The sequence below is a fragment of the Nonomuraea polychroma genome (assembly GCF_004011505.1).
Lineage (GTDB): Bacteria > Actinomycetota > Actinomycetes > Streptosporangiales > Streptosporangiaceae > Nonomuraea > Nonomuraea polychroma.
In genome coordinates this window covers 10,295,975-10,314,095 of the sequence record NZ_SAUN01000001.1, presented here as the reverse complement: position 1 = coordinate 10,314,095, position 18,121 = coordinate 10,295,975, and the positions used below count along the sequence as shown (strand labels likewise).

Here is an 18,121-nt window from a genome sequence, read left to right as displayed (position 1 = left end):
TCCCCGCAGGTGGCCAGTTCGAGGTCACCACTGGCGGCCGGTTTAGGTCCCCACTTCTCCTTCGTGCTGTTCGCGTGTCGCGAGGAGGGGTGTGCCCTGAGCGGTGATCGTGACGGTGTCAGCCAGTCACGAGATCACCGCTCAGGGGGTCTGCCCGGCCATGAAGTCTGCGGGGGAAGTCATGGACATCATCGCCGCCTACCGGGAGGTAGGCACCTATCGCGGAGCCGCCGAGATGTGCGGCACCACGCACAAGACCGTCAAACGCATCATCAACAAGGCGCTGGCCGGGGACAAGGCGCCGAGCCGTAAGCGGCGCGAGCACAACTTCGACGAGGTCACCGATCTGGTCGTCGAGAAGGTGAAGGCCACCGCGGGGAAGATCTCGGCCAAGCGGCTGCTGCCACTGGCGCAAGCCGCGGGATATGCCGGGTCGGCGCGCAACTTCCGCCGCCTGGTGGCCGAGGTGAAGAAGAACTGGCGGCGCGAGCACCCGCGCGGCCGGCGGCCGGCAGTCTGGACACCGGGCGAGATGCTGGTCATCGATTGGGGAGATGCCGGGCGCGGGCTGCACGTGTTCTGCGCGGTGCTGGCCTGGTCACGGGTGCGGTTCGTCCGCTTCGCCGACAACGAGCGCGCCGAGACCACGCTCGCCTTCCTGGCCGAGTGCTTTGAGGAACTCCGTGGCGTGCCCAAGGTGGTGCTCGCCGATCGGATGGGCTGCCTGAAAGGCGGCGTGGTGGCCAACAAGGTCATCCCGACCGCCGACTACGTGCGCTTCGCCACGCACTACGCCTTCCGGCCGGACTGGTGCGAGGCCGCCGACCCGGAATCGAAGGGCATCGTGGAGAACCTGGTCGGCTATGCCAAGCGGGACCTGGTCGTGCCGCAGGCGCCGTTCGATGACCTGACGATGGCCAACCTCGCGGCCCGCCGATGGTGCGCCGAGGTCAACTCCGTGGTGCATTCGGAGATCTGCGCGGTTCCGGCCGAACGGCTGGTCAGCGAGCGGCAGGTGTTGACCGCGCTGCCCTCACTGCGTCCGACGATCGGCAAGCCGCCGGCGACGCGCAAGGTCGACCGGCTGTCGTGCGTGCGGTTCGGCTCGGCCCGCTACTCGGTGCCCACCCGGCTGATCGGCACGCGGGTCGCCGTGGTGGAGACGGCCGGACGGCTGCTGATCACGGACCTGGCCACCGGACAGATCGTCGCCGATCACGCCCCGGTCCCGCCCGGCGAGGCGTCGGTCATCGATGAGCATTACGGCGGCCCTCGGCCCACGCCGCGCCGGGCCGCCCGCGCCCGCACCGAGACCGAGAAGGCGTTCCTGGCACTCGGCCCGATCGCCGAGACGTTCTTGACCGGCTCAGCCGCCTCCGGCAACACCCGCCTGGCCGCTGATCTGGTCGAGCTGGCCGCGCTGCAAGCGGCTCACGGCCAGGCGGCGCTGCTGACCGCGCTGGAGCGGGCTATCGCCTTTCGCCGCTGGCGCGCCGATGACGTGCGCGCCATCCTGGCCGCCGGAGCCGGCACGGCGCAGGTCCGCCCGCCTGGAGACGCCCTGGTCCTGGAGTTGCCGCACGTCCCGACCCGCTCCCTGGCGGACTACACCCTGGACAAGCTCGACCGGATCGGAGACGCCTCATGACCGCCGCGAGCGTCCCCGCTCTGGCCGCCGATCTCGATAGCGGGCTGCGCCGGTTGAAGCTGTCCACGATCCGCAGGCTGGCGCCCGAGCTGCTGGTCACCGCCCGCACCCAGCGCTGGAATCCCGAAGAGTTCCTGCGCACCCTCATCGATGCCGAGCTGGCCGCCCGTGATGAGTCCAACGCCCGGGCGCGGATGAAGGCCGCCGCCTTCCCGGTGATCAAAACGATCGAGGAGTTCGACATCGCCGCTTCCTCGATCCCTCAGGCGAGTTTCGACTACCTGGCCAGCTTGGAGTGGATCCGCGCGGCGGAAAACTACTGCGCGGTCGGCCCGGCCGGCACCGGCAAGTCCCATAGCCTCATCGCCTTCGGCGTTGCCGCCATTCAGGCCGGGCATAAGGTCCGCTACTTCACCGCCGCCGAACTCGTCGAGACCCTCTATCGAGGGCTGGCCGACAACTCCGTCGGCCGCGTGATCGAGAACCTGCTGCGCGCCGACCTGGTCATCATCGACGAAGTGGGGTTCGCCCCACTCGATGACACCGGCACCCAGCTGCTGTTCCGGTTCGTCGCGGCCGCCTACGAGCGGCGCGCCTTGGGGATCGGCTCGCACTGGCCCTTCGACCAGTGGGGCCGCTTCCTGCCCGAACACACCACTGCTGTCAGCCTGCTTGATCGGCTGCTGCACCACAGCATCGTCGTGGTCACCGAGGGTGAGTCGTTTCGCATGCGGCAGGCCCGCAGCCGGGGCCCAGAACGCCTCCCCAAGAAGTAGTCAACTCCGCGACCCTGGGGACATTTACGTGGCCACCAGCGGCGACACGCACTTGGCCGTTGACACGTACAGTGGCACCTTCCTCGGCGGCCTCGTGCCCGTGCGTGCCCGTTCGGGGTCACTCGACCCGCTCTGACCTGTGTCCCCGTTTTCCCAGCTCAGCACGGCAAGATCAGTAGATGGTTCCCAAGCTGACAGCGCGGGTTCGATTCCCGTCACCCGCTCTCAACGCGGGAGCCCAGGTGGACCGATGGATTCGGCGCCTGGGCATTGATCTTGTCTGGGGTTGTTGATCTCCGCGTACCATTGCGTGCCATTCGGGGAGGAGCCGGGAAAGATGGTCACGGCCGTGCACCCGCTTGGCCAGACCGGAGATGTCCATGACCGACTATCAGTGACGCCGGCAGTTCGTGACCAGCCGCCACCAGGCGAGCAGGTACGGCGGCCAGGCAGCCGCAGAAGCATGCCGTATGGGTGGCGTTGGGGTAAGGTCCAGGGCAAGGCATACAAGATCGACAGGGCGACCTCGGGGGTATCGCTGATAGCTCGTGCGATCCCCATCCGGCTCAAGGGCGTGGACGGGTACCTACACCTGCCGTGCTCCGAGAACTTCTCCACCTGCGAGGTCTGCCCATGATCTCAAGGCTCGCGCTTACGGCCCTGATGCTCCTGGCGTCATGCACACCTCCCCCGGCGTCCGCGAAGCGTCATGCGACGCCGGAACCTCTGATCATTTCCTCGCACTGGAAGAGGGCGCTTGACCGGCGATTCAGCAGGATAGGCGACATTGTGGCGCCAGACACGAAGGCGGCCTGGGTCGTCGGCTCATGGCACGCGGCGGAGGACCAACCGGCCCACGGCAGGATCGGCCGCTGGGACGATTCCCGCTGGCAGGTCCAGCGCCTGGGCGAAGACCGGTCGTTTTGGACGGTCGACGCCTCCGGCCCCCGCAACGTCTGGATGGCGGGCGGAAGAGGCGCCGTCCGGCGATGGGACGGCGAGCGTTATCACGACAGCCAGCCCGCTGGCCCGGACTACCACGCACTGGACCTCGCCGTGGACGGTCGCCGCGCGGTGTTGACCTCCACCACATGGAACGCGGGCGACCCCGTCGCCGTAGTCTCCTGGGACGGCGAGCGTGTCACAAAGACGTTCGTCGACTTCGGCTTCCGCGCGGTCGCCGCCGGGCAGGGACACACCTGGATCGCCGGGGTGCGGAAGGGTGACAAGTGCGGCCCCGACCAGCCCATGGTGTCGCACCGCGCGCCGGGAGACAGAGGATTTCATCCGGTCTCCGTCCCTGGCGACGGCGCCCTCGCGGCGTTGGCGTACGACAGTCCCAGCAACGTGTGGGCCGTGGGCAGGACCGGTGACGCCTGCGGGCGCGACAATCGGCCGCTCATCCTGCACTGGGACGGACGTAGCTGGCAGAAGGCCACGCTGCCGGACTGGACGGGCAAGCTGACCACCGTCGGCGCCTCCGGCCGTGAAGTCTGGGCTGCGGGCGTCGATGAGAAGACCAGGCCATGGCAAGTGATGACCCTGCACTTCGACGGAAGCCGATGGACGCGGGAGTACGTGATGGTGGGCAATGCCGAGGACGAGGACGTCGTCACCTCAGTGAGGCTGGCCCGCGTTCCTGGCACCTCTCGGATGTGGCTGGCCGGGTCGCTGAACGACGCCGCCGGATTCGTCTACCGCAGCAGGTGAGGCGGCCACGCTCCCTCGGCGTGGTCAGGCGCGGCTTTCGCCGCCAGATCACGCCCAGCGAATTCTTCGCCGGGTTACTGCACCGCACGCCCGCTTGTACCTGCGTTTGGCAATGAGCCATGTGATGTCCAAGATCGGGCTCCGTCGAGAGAGACGGTCCTACTAGGCTGCGCTGGCATGCGGCTCATCTCGGTTCTACTTCTGCTGCTCGTGGGTTGTGCTCCCCGGTCCGCATCACCTGCCCAGACGCCCGAGCCGCCGGTCCGGTCGTGGCGGCTGACGCACACCTGGACCGAGGCTGGCGAGCACAAGTGGCACTCGATCGCCGCCATGAGCTCGGGGGAAGCCTGGTCATTTGTCCAGGGTGAGAAGTCGCTGATGATGCGCTGGGATGGGCATGCCTGGCGGCCCCTAGACCTGCCCAAGAATTTCAGCACGGCGGGTTACGCCTTCGGTTTCAAGACCTCGCCAGCCGGCGATGATCTTTGGCTGGTAGCCAGCGGTGTATGGCAATGGGCGCGGGGCGAATGGGTGAAACGCCCCTGGCCATCTCACGGACAGGATATGGACGGACAGGACATGGCGGTCGCGGCCAAGGACGAGGTGTGGATGGCCGAGGTCGGCGAGTACGGAGGATGGCAACTGAGCCGGTGGGATGGGAGCAACTGGAAGGAGGTACGGAAACCCGGAGGTGACCCAAGGTCACTGGAGAGGGTCGCCGCTTCCGGGGCAGGCCAGATCTGGGCGATTCAGGCCGGGCATGACGAGACCCAGGCCATCCGGTGGGAGGGCTCGCGGTGGAGCGTTCACCCCTTGCCCCAGGTCGCTGTCCCGGCGCCCAGCCCCACCACCGCGGAGTGCATCAGCACTGGCTGGCCGCGGTTCTCGATCGAGGCCATGGCCGTACCCACCCCCGACGACGCTTGGGCCGTGGGCTCGGTCCTGGTGGAGAAGCCCGGGGCATGCATGCACTACATGGCGAAGGAGGGCGTGGTCCTGCACTGGGAGGGCGGGGAGTGGAGACGGGTGGAGCGCCAACTGACCGGGACGGCGCTGACCGTTGCCCGGGCGGACACGGCAGGAGGGGTGTGGATCGCGGCCAACCCCGTTCAGGGCCGCCGGCCGTACCTGCTCCACGTCAGGGACGGGCGGTGGACCGAGCATCCGCTGCCCGAAGGGCCGACCGAGATCATGGATATCGCGCCAGTGCCCGGCACCACCCGGGTGTGGGTATACACCAGGCGGGGCAGCGGGGTGTCGCAGATCTACGAGTTCGCGTAGGCGTAGGCGTACTCGAGAGAACGCAGAGCTAATCCACCACCGGCCACGGCACAGCCAGAGGGTCCTCCAAGAACAATCCCTAGTACCGAACTGTCCCCGTGTCGTCGGCCTGATGAGCCGGACACCAGACCGTGATCAGATCAGTTGGCCGTTCATCGTCGCGGAGGACTCGCCTTACCTCGATGGACCACAAATCGATGAATTATCGGCGAGCGCACGTGATGCGCTCGCCGAGGTCGATGACTCCCGCCTGTTCGAAGTGGCCCGGCGTTGGACGATGGAGCCGCTCTGCCCTTTCCGCGACGGTGACGTGTTGGACGTGGTCGAGGAGCTCGTCGCCCTTGCGCGGCGGGCCAAGGAGAGCGATGAAATGCTCTACTGCTGGTGGATCCCGGGTTAGCCATCCACTACTGATCCATGGCCTCCTCATCAAGAGGCGGCAGGACGCCGTATGCGTCGTCGATTTCCCCAGTCGCGATCATGTCCTGCACTGCGGCGATCATCGAGTCGAAGCCGGGTTCACGGATGACGACCAGATCGGAGCACCAGAAGTACCGGCCGCTGAGGCACTCGCCTGTGTCCCGCCAACGATCCATGATCTTGCTGACGACGCCGAACGTCATGAACGTCGCGGACCGGCGAGTGCCGTCGGACAGTGTGATGGTCGCGTCGGCTTGGTCGGCGGTTTCGGGAGCGTACCCTTCCCAGCGTGGGATCAGCATCTCGAAGCTGGGCTTGCTGATGCGGTAGAAAGCGCCGTCGATCTCGATCACCATCCCCACCCTGTCGAGCATCACGGGACACCGCAACGAGAGTGCATCGACTCGCTCTGTCCGGGCAGGTCACGCGTTGGCCGGTCGGGCCATTAGCGGGCCATTAAGAGGGGTGACGAGCAGTCAACCACGGTCACTCACGACCCGGTTTCTTCGCAGCTCAGCGCCTCATCAGGCCATGATCGATGCAGTTCCCAAGCTGACAGCACGGGTTCGATTCCCGTCACCCGCTCTCAACACGAAAGCCCAGGTAGACCGATGGATTCGGCGCCTGGGTCTTGTCGCGTCAAGGCAAGCTCATCTCGCCGTGCCCAGTATGTCTGGCACGAGGGCGGCCAAGGAAACCGGAAGGCTGGTCCAGGACTGCAACAGCAGGAGCCGCTGTGGTGTTGCGGCGACGGAAGGCGTAGCCGCACGTCACGAGATTGAGGGCGGGCAAGCCGCTAAGCTCGAAGGCGTACGCATGCGTCCAGTTGATCAGTGCACGGACGCTTTCAGCCGGAGGTGGCAACGTGACAGCTGAGCCGTACGAGCCGGTCATCGCGAGGACTCCTGATCAGATCGTCGAGTCGCTGAACGGTGATCGGAGTCCTCGTAACATCCGCGCGTGCCTGCCTCCTGCCGACCGCGGTCACTTCGACAAGGACTACCGGCAGGCTATGGCCAAGGCCACCGAGGAACTGGACCTCTCACCGGTAAATGATCTGCTGGCTCACTGGTGTCATATAGCCAGGATGAAGGCAACTGGCGAGTACGAAGAGGTCATGGAGCAAGCTGCTCGAGTGCAAGAGCAGATAGAGAGTGGCGAGTACGTCCAAGGCCGGCCGCTCCGTGAGGTCTTGGCCGAGCGGGCTGCTGCGCTCGGCGTGAAGCTGGACCTATAGATGTACACAGTCGGTTAGAGCAAGCAGGTAGATGAGCAGATCGCAGCCTCGGTACCTGTCAAGGATCTTGAGACAGTCTCTTGCTATGTGGACGCTATGAGCGCTTGTGGGGTCGGTGGATTGATCCACGCCGCGGTGGGCATAGGGGGCGGGGTCGGCGGTCGGCCGAACCGCGTTGGATTGGCCGCATAGGCCGCGGCCAGAACCTGAGCTCGCTGGAGCTGGATCTGCCCGGCGGTGCCGAAGTAGACCGAGGCCGGGGTGTGCAGCCCCAGCGCCGCATGACGGTGCTCGTGCCGGTAGTAGTCGAAGAAATCGGTGCACCAGGCGTGCGCGTGCTCGATCGAGGAGAACTGCTCGGGGAAGTCGAAGCGGTACTTCAGCGTCTTGAACTGGGCTTCCGAATAGGGGTTGTCGTTGGACACGCGCGGGCGGGAATGGCTGCGCTGCACCCCCAGGTCCACCAGTAACTGAGCGACGTTCTTGGACGTCATCGCGCTGCCCCGGTCGGCGTGGATCGCCTTGGGCCGGCCGTGTGCCGTGATCAGTCCGGCCATCCACCGCTCGGCGATGGCGGCGTCCTCGGCCGCCTCCAGCCGCCAGCCCACCGGGTAACGGCTGAAGATATCGAGCATCACATACAGCTGGTAGAAGGTGCCGCGGGTCGGGCCGGGCAGGCGGGTGATATCCCAGCTCCACACGTCGTTCGGCTGATGGGCCACCAACTCGGGTTTGACATGGGCCGGATGCGCGGCCAGCCGACGCCGCTCGCGCACCAGTCCCTGCTCGCGCAGCAGCCGGTACATGGTCGATTGAGAGGCCAGGTAGACCCCTTCGTCCAGCAATTCGGCCCAGATCTGCGCGACTGCCTTGTCGGCGAAGCGCGGCTCGGTCAGCACTGCCAGCACGCGCTCACGCTCGTCGAGCGTCAGCGCGTTGGGCGGCGGCTCGACGGGGCCGGGCTTACGCGGCGGGCCACTGGCCCGGGCGCGTTGGCGATACAGGCTGGCCCGCGACTTGCCCAGCAGCGCGCACGCCGCGCTGGTCGAGGTGACGGCTTCCAGGTCAGCGAAGACCTCGCCTATCGCCTGTTCGACCTCGGCTTTGAGGCCGCGCTCTCGGAGAGCGTCTCCAAGAGCGCATGTGCTTTTCCCACCAGATCCAACGCCGCGTCTTTTCGGGCCAGTTCGGCCTCGAGCGCTTCCACCTTGCGCCGCAGCCGCTCCAGCTCGGCCTGCTCGCCGCTCTTGCCCGAGCGTTTGCCGCCCTTGGCCAGGCCGTCCAGCGCTCCCGCCTCGGCCGCCCGCCGCCACTCCACGAGATGCGAGGAGTACAGCCCTTCCCGCCGCAGCAGCGCGCCCCGCGCGCCCGGTTCGGTCAGCGCGTCGTATTCGGCCAAGATCGCCTGCTTGTACTCGGGCGTGAACGTCCGCCGCCGCGGCCGGTCCGCGCGTGGCCCCTGCTTGCCCTTACCCGAGCTCATTGCTCCATCATCGGCGATCGACGCCGGGGAACGCTCGGCCAGTCTCATGCTCACGGTTCGTTGAGATCCTTACTCACCCTCATCAGTCAGATGAACTGTAGTCACATCAGTCTCAACAAACCCTGACAGAGAGGGCCTTGCCGGCCGAGGCGCTCGCACCCTTCCTCGAGGCAACTGTCTTTCTGCAAGTCGCCCCCTGGAACGGCAATCCATTCGTGAAGGAACGGCCTGACGCCCCCATGAGGACTCACACCTTTGGCGAAGGTGGAGCAGGGATGATCACGTATCTGATTGTCGAGTACCGGCGGCTGGTAGAGATCATCCAGGTAGTCTGGCACGGCTGACCGAGCTCAGAAGCAACCGGTCGTCTGTCCGTACTTCGGCGCGCATCCCCATGCATGCACCGACGCGATCAAGGCAGTTCACCGACCGGTGCGACGGTATGCGTCCCATCGCCGGTGCACCGCCAAACGGCCGTCCCATGTTCATATCCGGCGTGCAGGCCTTGATCGTGCGTGGTGCAGACAGGCCAGACCTTCCGAATCAACTCCATGATCGTTTCTTGGACGGCATCGGCGACATCCGCGAGCGCCCCTTGAGCGCTACTGCCCGCGATGGGTTCGATGCCGTTGCCGTGATAACCACCCTGGAACTCCACCCAGGCGAGACCACTGCTGTCCCAGTCTTGGGTGACCAAGCGAAGCGTACCGGTGATCCCGCTGGTGCGAACGTCACGCTCCACGACCTCTAACGCGTGCTCCAGCGTCGTCCACAGACGGGGTTCGAGGGCGAAGGTCGGCTCGAAGTTGGCGTCGCCGAGAAGGCTCTCGCTCAGGCGGGTCAGGTCAGCCGTGGTCAGATGGGTAGCGGGGCGTTCGAGGAGTTCCCGCGTAGCCGGAGTGCTTTTGCCCCATGCCTCCAGCAAGGACGCCAGTTCGACGACGGGTTCGGCTTCGAGGCCGCCGTCGCGCAATGCCGTGTAGATATGGCCCGTCAACTCCTCGACCACCTGATTGGCTTGCTCATCGGAGTGCACGTTGCAGTGTCGCCTCACTGCATCAAGCCCGGCAAGAGAGATTTTCGCGCCATATCGACGATGCACGGCAATCCCGAGGGGATCGGGCTGATCGCCGGGCCATTAGCGGGCCATTAACCAGGGTGAGGAACGGTCAACCACGGTCACTCATGACCGGCCTTCTGCCCAGCTCAGCGCCGCAGTGGGCAGGGATCGATGCAGTTCCCAAGCTGACAGCACGGGTTCGATTCCCGTCACCCGCTCTCAGCCTGAAAGCCCAGGCCGATGGATTCGGTAACTGGGCTTTGATCATCGCACTCGCACCGACGGAAGAGGCGGTCAGCGGTCCCAACGAGGGTCTCCTCCGGCCAAGCCGCCAAGGCCGCCGCTACCGCACCCGGCCACATCCGAGTGTGCTCAAGAGCGATCATCGCCGCCATAGGACGACGGCCAAGCCCTGGAACATGATGGATCAAAGCTCTGTGGGTCCCGCACGCCGATCGTCGCGTACGGACCTCCGAAGGGCGACTACGCGGCATGGCCCTTTCTGATCGATGTCATGCGCATGATCGCATGCCTAGAGCCTGACCCCAAGCACCCGAGCGCCGGAAGCAAACGTGCGACCGGAAAGCCGTTCTCACGCGCGCCCGTGCTCCGGCCATGTAAGAGGAGACACCATGGAACCTCGTCACCTCAATCACCCGGCATCATTCAGATCATGAGCCATCCCGAAGTGCGACTCCGGCGGCTACAACCCACCGATGTCGAAGCCGTCCACTCCTGGGCCGGGCTCCCCGAGGTCTGCCGGTATCAGGCATGGGGACCGAACTCCCTCACTCAAACGCGTGAGTTCGTGGCAGAAGCCGTAGCCGCATGGCATGAAGGCCCACAAACACGTTTTGCCTACGCAGCCCTCTATGACGATGAGGTCATAGGAATGGGGGAGTTTCACATCCGCAGCCTCCAGCACGCCCAAGGTGAGATTCAGTACGTCACCCACCCCCGCGTCTGGGGCCATGGCTTGGGCACCGCCATCGGCCGACAACTGCTCCGCATCGGTTTCCACCAACTCCGGATGCACCGCATCTACGCCACCTGCGACCCGCGAAATGCCGCCTCAGCGGCCATCCTCAAGAAACTAGGAATGGCACATGAAGGCCACCTCCGGCACACCGCCAAGTTGCGCGACGGCTGGCGAGATTCCGCCCTATTCAGCATCCTCGACAGCGAATGGACTGACGGTCACAACTCACACCCGGCACCATCAGGAAACAGTGTCTCAGGCGAGGGCGCTCCGGCTCCGGGATGATGACCGCCCAGGGCACCCGGGCCGTGGATGGCTGAGGTGGAAGCCTGATCATCCCGCCCGCCGTCGACCCAGGACAAGCCGAGCAGGGGCTCTTCGGCGAGCTTCCCCTGAGAGCGTCGGCGATGGCTCGGTCTCGCTCCGTCGCGGCGTGCCGGGGTTGCAGAGGTGTGATCGTGGGCGTGACGATAAGGTCCCAGCCGTGAACGATATTGCTGGTGGGGCTGAAGATGAACGGCTCTTAGATGGTTCGCAGGACGCGTCGGCGCGGTCCGTCGTGATGATGTGTGGGATCGCGGGGTCAGGCAAGTCGACCTATGCACAAGCGTTGGAGCGGCGCGGCTATGTCCGGCTGTCGATCGATGAAGCGATCTGGGCGCAATTCGGGCGCGATGCCGCCGAGTTCGAACCGGCAGCGTACGAGAACCACAAAGCAGCTGCCGAGGAAACATTGAAGAAGCGGCTCGTGGACCTGATGGAAGCCGGCCGACCGGTGGTCCTGGACTACAGTTTCTGGCGCCGGACGACTCGTGACCACTACAAGGCCCTGATCGAGAGCCATGGGTGTCAGTGGGAGCTGATCTATCTCAAGGCGAGCCCTGAGACGCTGCGGCGGCGGCTCGCCGTACGCAACAAGCTGCACGGGGCCAACTCTGTGACCGTGTCCGAGGATCTTCTCAACAGGTATCTGGCCGGATTTGAGGAGCCCGTTGACGAAGGGCAGCTCACGATTCCGCAGGACTGAGACGGCCGATGACGGGGCCTGGGCTTGATCTTTCCGGGGCGGCTATCGATCTCGGCGTGCCCTGGTGGAGCCTCCCCCGGGCTAGCAGAAGCCGGGGCGATAACATCACGATCATGGCGGATTGGGAGTTTCGGCCGGCTTCGGCGGCGGACGTCGAGGCGGTGGCCGAGTTGCGGGCCGTGGTGATGAGGCCGGATCTCGAGCGGCTCGGGCGGTACGACGAGCAGCGTGTGCGGCAGCGGCTGCGGGACGGGTTCACGCCGGCGCACACCTGGATGATCGAGGTGGGTGGTGCCATTGCCGGTTGCGTGGCGTTGCGGCCGGCGAAGGACACCTACTGGCTGGAGCACTTCTACTTGGACCCGGAGTTGCAGGGCAAGGGCATCGGTTCTGCCGTGCTGCGCACGCTTCTGGAGCGGTGCGACCGCGAAGACGCCGTGGTCCGGCTGAACGTGCTGCAGGGGAGCCCGGCCCGCCGACTGTATGAGCGGCACGGGTTCACGATCGAGGCCGAGGACCAGGTGGACGTATTCATGGTGCGCGAACCACTCTCGGCTTGGCGATCATCCGGTGGGAGCATTTGACGCCGGAGTGAAGGCGGTCAGAAGTGCGGTGTCCAGCCGGTTCCGATGGGGATGGCGCTGGAGAACTTGTTGGCGCCCTTGCCGTTCCAGATGTAGAGCGTGCCGTCGCGCGTGGCCGCGATGTCGGTGTGGCCGTCGTTGTTGACGTCCCCGAGCGACATCAGCGTGCCGGCGTAGGGTTCCCAGCCGGGCCCGAGTTCGGTGGCGGTGGTGAAGTTGTCGGCGCCCCGGCCGTTCCAGACGTACAGGGTGCTGGTGTCCTTCTGGACCGCCAGCAGGTCGCTGATCCCGTCGCCGTTGAAGTCGCCGGCGATCGGCCGGCTGAACGCGGTCCAGCCGGGCCCGATGGCGGTGGCCGGGCCGAACGTGTTGCCGCCTTCGCCGTGCCAGACGGTCAACGTCCCGGTGGCGGCCGAGAAGATGTCGCCGATGCCGTCGGCGTTGAAGTCCGGCGTGGCCGATGCGGTCATCACGGTGTAGTGCGACCGGAGCTCCGCTCCCGAGAGCTCGCGGTCATAGATCGCGAACTTTCCGATCGCTCCCTTGAAATAGGACTGCCCGTCGCGGGTGCCGACCGGACCGGCGCGGTTCCCGGCTTGGGCTTGACGATGACCTCGTCCTCCGTACCAGGGCGATAGGCCAGGTTGTCGGAGCCCGCCAGCACGCCGTCGCGGTAGATGCGTACCTTCCCGTACGTACCCTCCGCGGTGTCGAACGTGATCGCGTAGTGGATCCACTGGTTGACGTTCACCGGCTGCTGAAAGTACGCCCCGGCGCCATAGCCGCCATCGAGGTTCCAGGCGTAACCGGAGATGCGGTTGGGGCGGTTCTCGTCGTTGTCCTTCGAGTACATCCGGCCGGCCCACTCGCGGTTGCCGCCACCGCCTGACTTCGTGCCCTTCCCCATGAAGTAGACGTAGCCGGTCTGTTCCTCGTCGGGGAACTGGAGGGTGTGCGGCCTGATCCACGCCTCCACGGTGAACTTGCCCGTGGTGGAGATGTGGAATTGCTTGGCGGTGGGAATCTCGAAGTATCCCGACGAGCCGTTGAAGACGGCGGCCCCGTCCCGGTTGGGCAGTTGGACGGTGCTGGTGACGCCGCGGTAGGTCCCCTTGTGGTCGTTTCCGGTGTGGTCGGTCTCCGTACCGTGGGAGGGGTGCGACAGCCGCCAGTAGGCCACCGGGCCGTGCGAGAGAACCAGCTTGTCGTACGCGCTCAGGCCCATGGAGCGGGCCGCGGCTGAATGCGGGAGGCATGTGAAGGCCACAAGCAGGGCGGCGAACAGGCCTGCGGCGAGGAGACGGCGGTATATCCGCGGTATGTCGTTCCCGCCGGGGGCGATGTTTGGGCGATCGCAGCGACGCACCTGATCCCCGTGCCATTAGGGCGGCCCTGTCTCTGGTCGTGATCACGTGAGCCGGGGCTGAAGCACTCCTGCGAAGCCCCGTTAGGGTCGGTGCCATGTCCGCTGCCTCTGAGTCCGTGCCCGCACCAGCGCTCGTCTTTCGTCCCGCGACACGCGCCGACCTGCCTGCGGTGCTCGCCCTGCTCGCCGATGAGGAGAGCGTGGTCGACCCGGCGGCGGTCGTGGTCGCGGAGGCATACGAACGCGCCTTCGCGGCGATTGAGTCGGACCCGCGCAACGAGATGCTGGTCTTGGTCGAAGGCGCCGGCGACCGGGGCGATGACGGCACGGTGGTGGGCTGTCTGCAGGCGACGTACATCCCAGGTCTCGGCAAGGGCGGCGTCGAGCGTGCCCTCATCGAGGCAGTACGAGTCCGCGCCGACAGGCGCGGTGGAGGGCTCGGAAGGGTCTTGATGGAGCGCGCGGCCGCGCGGGCACGCGCGCGAGGATGCGAGCTCATCCAGCTGACCAGCAACAAGCGGCGAGAGGATGCGCACCGCTTCTACGTGGCTTTGGGCTATGCCAACAGCCACGAGGGGTTCAAGCTCACGCTCTAGGAAGAGCCCCTCCTGGCGTCCCTTCTTCGTGCGGTTGGCGGCCTGGTCGGCTCTTCCCGTGATGACCGCCCTGGTGCCGAGTCGGCGAAGACAGGCCCGGTCGAGACAGCAAGATCCCGACCCGGCGGGTGTGCAACTGTGCGCACGGTATATCGCGGGTATAGCGGACCCCTGTCTGAGGCACGATCGCCTTGACGGGCTGAGCCGGCGGCTGGCGGAATAGGCGTCCGCTTCTTTGGAAGGAAACCCGTGCGTCTCGCCCGTCCTCTTGCCGCCACCATGCTCGTGGTCGCTGCTTTATCCGTGCCGCAGCCTGCGCAGGCGGCCGTGTTCAAGCACCCTGGCGTTCTGGTCAGCCGCGCTCAGCTCGACTTCGTCAGGGCCAACCTCGGCAACGAACCGTGGAAGTCTGCCTGGAACTCCCTCCAAGGCAGTTCCTACGCCTCGCTGTCCTATACGGCCAAGCCCCGCGCCGAAGTGAAGTGCGGCCCGTCGTCGAATCCCGACTATGGCTGCTCGGACGAGCGCAAGGACTCCATGGCGGCATACACGCACGCGCTGCAGTGGTACCTCACCAAAGACTCCCGCTACGCCGTCAAGGCGATCCAGATCATGGACGCCTGGTCAGCCGTGATCACCAAGCACACCGGTGACAACGCGCCGCTGCAGACCGGCTGGGCGGGCGCCAACTTCTCCCGGGCCGCCGAACTCATCAAGCACACCTACACCGGCTGGACCCAGGCCGGCCGGTTCGCCAACAAGCTGCGCACCGTGTATCTCCCGACCTTGATCGCCGGAAGGCCGAACAACAACGGCAACTGGGAATTGATCATGACGGATGCCGCCATCGGCATCGCCGTGCACCTCGACGACCGTGCCTCCTTCGACCGGGCGATCCAGACCTGGTACGGCAGGCTGCCCGCCTACATCTACCTCAAGACGGACGGCTCGCTGCCCAAGGCACCGCCGAACAGCAAGTACGACACCAAAGCGGAGATCATCGACTACTGGCACGGACAGACCACGTTCGTGGACGGGCTGACCCAGGAAACCTGCCGTGACTTCTGGCACACCGGATGGGGTCTCGCGGCCATCTCCCACGTCGCGGAGACGGCCCGCCACCAGGGCGTGGACCTGTACGCCAAGGCCAAGCACCGGCTGCGATTCGCGATGAACTTCCACGCTCGCCTGCAACTGGGCGGGACGGTGCCGTCGTGGTTGTGCGGCGGAAAGGTCACCAAGGACCTTGGAAAGCACTTCGAGGTCGGCTACAACGCGCTGCACCACCGTCTCGGATACGACGACATTCCCTACGCCACGCAATGGGTCGAGCAGAACCGCCCCGTCGGGGTGTCACACTTCCTGGGCTGGGAGACCCTCACCCACGCACAGAACCCGCGCGATGCCGGGATGAGCGCATCGGCCACGCCGGACTTCAACGCCGACGGCATCGGCGACATCTTCTCGGCCGCCACCGGGACGCTGACCGTCTGGCACGGCGAAGGCGGCAACACGTTCGGCCCGGCCACCGCCATCGGGCCCGGCTGGACCGCGTTCAGCCGGCCGGTCGCCGGCGACTTCAACGGCGACGGGATCAGCGACCTGCTGGCGGTCCAGAAGGACACCAGCACCCTGTACGTCTGGAACGGCCGGGGCGCCGACAACTTCACCACCGCCACCGAACTCGGGCCCGGCTGGGAACCCTACGCCGGCACGCTGATGTCGCTCGGGGACGTCGACAACGACGGCCACACCGACATCGGCGCCGTACACGCCGACACCGGCACGCTCAACATCTGGAACGGCAAGGGCGCCAACACCTTCGCCACCCGGCAGGCGATCGGGCCCGGCTGGACCGCGTTCAGCCGGCCGATCGCCGGCGACTTCAACGGCGACGGCATCGGCGACCTGCTGGCCGTCAAGAAGGACACCAGCACCCTGCACGTCTGGAACGGCCGGGGCGCCGACAACTTCACCACCGCCACCGAACTCGGGCCCGGCTGGGAACCCTACGCCGGCACGCTGATGTCGCTCGGGGACGTCAACAACGACGGCCACACCGACATCGGCGCCGTACACAGCGAAACCGGCACGCTCAACATCTGGAACGGCAAGGGCGCCAACAAATTCGGCCCGGCCACCGCCATCAGCTCCGGCTGGACACCGCACTTCCAAGGGTCTGCCGGATGAGGATCACACCGGGACTCCACCCCGCCATAGCCTGAGCACGATTGATCGTACGCATCTGATGCGATTCCTGAGGGGGCGCGAGCGGATGTACTCTGCTCGCGCGCCCGTTCCATCTGGATCTTGCTCGTCGGGCTGGTCAGGGGTGATCCGCGGAACGGGTGGCAGGCACAAGCCCGATGTGCGCAGTAGTGCGGTAGTAAAGCCGGGGCTGGAGAAGATCTCTGTGGCTACGACCTCACCCGCGCCCCTGACGGAAGACCATCAGGAAGATCATTCAGCGTCATGCCGAAGGTTGATCCTCTGAGGCAGCCGTCGAGGGTGGCAGGAAATCAGGCAGGGTACGGACGTGGCGCCAGCAAGATCAGGGACACCCGTCCTTCAGCGCACCACGTCCGCGATCTGCTTGTCCTCGGGGAGTCCGCCGCGAGCCGCCGGCCATCCTTTGCGGTGCCCAATGACGTCATAGACGTCGGCCGATGGTGAGGGCGGCCGACCAGTGGCGAGTGAGTTGGCCGTCCGGGCGTGCGGCGAGGAGGCGGCGTATCTCCTGGTAGAGGCGTTCATTCTTGGCCGGCTCCATGGCGATGTGGCCGGAGAACGTGTCGAGCAGCGCGATGTATTCGTCTGCCGTGTAGCGCAAAGCCCACACGTAGAGCCGCGTCCCGACGACCGCGAAGTGCCCGGAGGCCTCGAATTCGGCGGCGGTGGGGTCTGGCTGGTCCTCAGGTGGTGGAGGCGGCCACGGGCCGTCATGGCCTTCGCCGATCTCCTCATAGACCTTCTGGATCTCGGTGAAGAAGGGGTCGAAGCCTGCCGGCAATGGGTGGTCGGCGTTCCATACGGCCAAATGGCCGCCCTCGGCAAGGAGGGCGGCTGCCTTCGCGTACTTGACCTCCGGGTCCACCCAGTTCCAGGCCGTGGCCGCGTAGACGAGATCGAAGAGGACCCCGGTCGGCGGCTCCCAGTCTTCGAACGATGAGGTGATCATCGAGACGTCGGCGAATTCGGCAAGACAGTGGCGTGCCTCCGCCGCCAGGGCATCGCCGAGTTCGACCGCGGTGATCCGAAAGCCCATCCTGGCCAGGGGCAGTGTGGCCTTCCCTGGGCCGCATCCGACTTCGAGCAGGTGCGCGGGTGGTTCGATACCCGAGATCGCGAGCAGGTCGGAATACAGATCGGCAGGGTAGTCGGGGCGCGCCTTCTGATACAGGGAAGCCACGGTGTCGAAGGTGGATCGCAGACGTTCGCGGGACATCCATCAATCCTGGCAGGCCTCCCCCCTCGCGGGTTGATCTCCTGCGTACTTCTCGAGCCGTGATCAGCACGTGGTCCCCGCGATCGGTGACCTGCTGGACCACCACGTCGTTCAGGGAGGGGAAGAACAGATAAAGCACTGATCAGTGGCCATCTCAAAAGGCTGCAGGCTTGTCATGAATCACGAAGCAGAGTTGAACTTCGCCCACCGCCTGACCGACCGGGCGAGCGCGATCGCCCTGCGTCATCTTGCAGTGGCGGAGATGACCGCCGAAAGGAAGAACGACGGGGGCCCGGTCACCCGAGCCGACCGTGGGATCGAAAACGATCTGCGCTCAATGATCGGCTCCCGGTATCCACCCACGAACGGTAACCGCTCCACAGACTTTGATCCCGACCCTCAGCTTTGGCCCTACTGGAGGGCTTGTGGATGATCAAGGCCGAGATGTTCACCGCGATCCCTAGGGATGCGCGATCGAAATGATGGATGGATGCATCAACGATTGAAGG

General features: G+C 65.9%; 16 protein-coding genes and 1 pseudogene. 11 read left to right on the top strand and 6 right to left on the bottom strand.

Annotated elements, in window-relative coordinates:
• Positions 1 to 160 precede the first annotated feature (160 nt).
• The 5 genes from istA (at position 161) to EDD27_RS47970 (ending at position 5,815) form a co-directional block, all read left to right on the top strand.
• On the top strand, positions 161 to 1,648 hold the full coding sequence (gene istA, locus EDD27_RS47990) for an IS21 family transposase (RefSeq protein ID WP_127930603.1): 1,488 nt from the start codon (positions 161 to 163) through the stop codon (positions 1,646 to 1,648).
• Positions 1,645 to 2,424, top strand: coding sequence for an IS21-like element helper ATPase IstB (istB, locus tag EDD27_RS47985; protein WP_127930604.1), 780 nt, complete (start codon positions 1,645 to 1,647; stop codon positions 2,422 to 2,424). The genes istA and istB overlap by 4 nt, the downstream gene beginning before the upstream one ends.
• Positions 2,425 to 3,213: 789 nt before the next feature.
• Positions 3,214 to 4,134 (top strand): hypothetical protein, encoded by a 921-nt coding sequence (locus EDD27_RS47980; protein ID WP_127939409.1) that lies wholly within the window; start codon positions 3,214 to 3,216, stop codon positions 4,132 to 4,134.
• Positions 4,135 to 4,698: 564 nt separating this feature from the next.
• Positions 4,699 to 5,415, top strand: coding sequence for a hypothetical protein (locus EDD27_RS47975; RefSeq protein ID WP_127939408.1), 717 nt, complete (start codon positions 4,699 to 4,701; stop codon positions 5,413 to 5,415).
• 112 nt (positions 5,416 to 5,527) lie between these two features.
• The gene (locus EDD27_RS47970) at positions 5,528 to 5,815 is read left to right on the top strand and encodes a hypothetical protein (RefSeq protein WP_127939407.1); all 288 of its coding nucleotides are present in this window, start codon (positions 5,528 to 5,530) and stop codon (positions 5,813 to 5,815) included.
• 7 nt (positions 5,816 to 5,822) lie between these two features.
• On the opposite strand, the gene EDD27_RS47965 is transcribed toward EDD27_RS47970, so the two are convergent.
• Entirely contained in the window at positions 5,823 to 6,209 is a 387-nt protein-coding gene (locus EDD27_RS47965) for a hypothetical protein (protein ID WP_164904123.1), read from the bottom strand.
• A gap of 491 nt (positions 6,210 to 6,700) precedes the next feature.
• Here EDD27_RS47965 and EDD27_RS47960 point away from each other — a divergent pair, with 491 nt between their 5' ends.
• Positions 6,701 to 7,072 (top strand): DUF6247 family protein, encoded by a 372-nt coding sequence (locus tag EDD27_RS47960; protein ID WP_127939405.1) that lies wholly within the window; start codon positions 6,701 to 6,703, stop codon positions 7,070 to 7,072.
• An 83-nt stretch (positions 7,073 to 7,155) separates the two neighbouring features.
• Here EDD27_RS47960 and EDD27_RS47955 read toward each other — a convergent pair.
• Both EDD27_RS47955 and EDD27_RS47940 read right to left on the bottom strand, forming a co-directional pair.
• Positions 7,156 to 8,555, bottom strand: a pseudogene (locus EDD27_RS47955) (IS3 family transposase).
• A gap of 412 nt (positions 8,556 to 8,967) precedes the next feature.
• On the bottom strand, positions 8,968 to 9,591 hold the full coding sequence (locus EDD27_RS47940; RefSeq protein WP_127939403.1) for a hypothetical protein: 624 nt from the start codon (positions 9,589 to 9,591) through the stop codon (positions 8,968 to 8,970).
• Positions 9,592 to 10,288: 697 nt separating this feature from the next.
• Between EDD27_RS47940 and EDD27_RS47935 the strand changes: the two genes are divergently transcribed.
• From EDD27_RS47935 to EDD27_RS47925, 3 genes are all read left to right on the top strand, one after another.
• Complete coding sequence (locus EDD27_RS47935; protein ID WP_127939402.1) at positions 10,289 to 10,879, top strand: GNAT family N-acetyltransferase; 591 nt, start codon at positions 10,289 to 10,291, stop codon at positions 10,877 to 10,879.
• A 199-nt stretch (positions 10,880 to 11,078) separates the two neighbouring features.
• Positions 11,079 to 11,621 carry a P-loop nucleotide/nucleoside kinase family protein gene (locus EDD27_RS56125; RefSeq protein WP_206642000.1) on the top strand — a complete coding sequence of 181 codons (543 nt, stop codon included), beginning with the start codon at positions 11,079 to 11,081 and terminating at the stop codon, positions 11,619 to 11,621.
• 113 nt (positions 11,622 to 11,734) lie between these two features.
• Positions 11,735 to 12,205 (top strand): GNAT family N-acetyltransferase, encoded by a 471-nt coding sequence (locus EDD27_RS47925; RefSeq protein WP_127939400.1) that lies wholly within the window; start codon positions 11,735 to 11,737, stop codon positions 12,203 to 12,205.
• 17 nt (positions 12,206 to 12,222) lie between these two features.
• Here the strand turns inward: EDD27_RS47925 and EDD27_RS47920 are convergent, their stop codons facing one another.
• Positions 12,223 to 12,675 carry an FG-GAP repeat domain-containing protein gene (locus EDD27_RS47920; RefSeq protein ID WP_127939399.1) on the bottom strand — a complete coding sequence of 151 codons (453 nt, stop codon included), beginning with the start codon at positions 12,673 to 12,675 and terminating at the stop codon, positions 12,223 to 12,225.
• Positions 12,675 to 13,430: a LamG-like jellyroll fold domain-containing protein gene (locus tag EDD27_RS47915; protein WP_127939398.1), complete on the bottom strand. Its 756-nt coding sequence runs from the start codon at positions 13,428 to 13,430 to the stop codon at positions 12,675 to 12,677. The genes EDD27_RS47920 and EDD27_RS47915 overlap by 1 nt, the downstream gene beginning before the upstream one ends.
• Before the next feature lie 236 nt (positions 13,431 to 13,666).
• Here EDD27_RS47915 and EDD27_RS47910 point away from each other — a divergent pair, with 236 nt between their 5' ends.
• Positions 13,667 to 14,167: a GNAT family N-acetyltransferase gene (locus EDD27_RS47910; protein WP_127939397.1), complete on the top strand. Its 501-nt coding sequence runs from the start codon at positions 13,667 to 13,669 to the stop codon at positions 14,165 to 14,167.
• Between the two features lie 249 nt (positions 14,168 to 14,416).
• Entirely contained in the window at positions 14,417 to 16,357 is a 1,941-nt protein-coding gene (locus tag EDD27_RS47905) for an FG-GAP-like repeat-containing protein (protein WP_127939396.1), read from the top strand.
• A 460-nt stretch (positions 16,358 to 16,817) separates the two neighbouring features.
• On the opposite strand, the gene EDD27_RS47900 is transcribed toward EDD27_RS47905, so the two are convergent.
• Positions 16,818 to 17,612, bottom strand: a complete 795-nt coding sequence (locus tag EDD27_RS47900; protein ID WP_127939395.1) for a class I SAM-dependent methyltransferase — start codon at positions 17,610 to 17,612, stop codon at positions 16,818 to 16,820.
• Positions 17,613 to 18,121: the final 509 nt, after the last annotated feature.

Bases quoted from the DNA above. Each gene is read 5' to 3' on its own strand.
- istA (WP_127930603.1), top strand. From the start codon at position 161: ATGAAGTCTGCGGGGGAAGTCATGGACATCATCGCCGCCTACCGGGAG.
- istB (WP_127930604.1), top strand. From the start codon at position 1,645: ATGACCGCCGCGAGCGTCCCCGCTCTGGCCGCCGATCTCGATAGCGGG.
- EDD27_RS47975 (WP_127939408.1), top strand. From the start codon at position 4,699: ATGGACGGACAGGACATGGCGGTCGCGGCCAAGGACGAGGTGTGGATG.
- EDD27_RS47970 (WP_127939407.1), top strand. From the start codon at position 5,528: ATGAGCCGGACACCAGACCGTGATCAGATCAGTTGGCCGTTCATCGTC.
- EDD27_RS47965 (WP_164904123.1), bottom strand. From the start codon at position 6,209: ATGCTCGACAGGGTGGGGATGGTGATCGAGATCGACGGCGCTTTCTAC.
- EDD27_RS47935 (WP_127939402.1), top strand. From the start codon at position 10,289: ATGAGCCATCCCGAAGTGCGACTCCGGCGGCTACAACCCACCGATGTC.
- EDD27_RS47925 (WP_127939400.1), top strand. From the start codon at position 11,735: ATGGCGGATTGGGAGTTTCGGCCGGCTTCGGCGGCGGACGTCGAGGCG.
- EDD27_RS47920 (WP_127939399.1), bottom strand. From the start codon at position 12,675: ATGACCGCATCGGCCACGCCGGACTTCAACGCCGACGGCATCGGCGAC.
- EDD27_RS47915 (WP_127939398.1), bottom strand. From the start codon at position 13,430: ATGGGCCTGAGCGCGTACGACAAGCTGGTTCTCTCGCACGGCCCGGTG.
- EDD27_RS47910 (WP_127939397.1), top strand. From the start codon at position 13,667: ATGTCCGCTGCCTCTGAGTCCGTGCCCGCACCAGCGCTCGTCTTTCGT.
- EDD27_RS47900 (WP_127939395.1), bottom strand. From the start codon at position 17,612: ATGTCCCGCGAACGTCTGCGATCCACCTTCGACACCGTGGCTTCCCTG.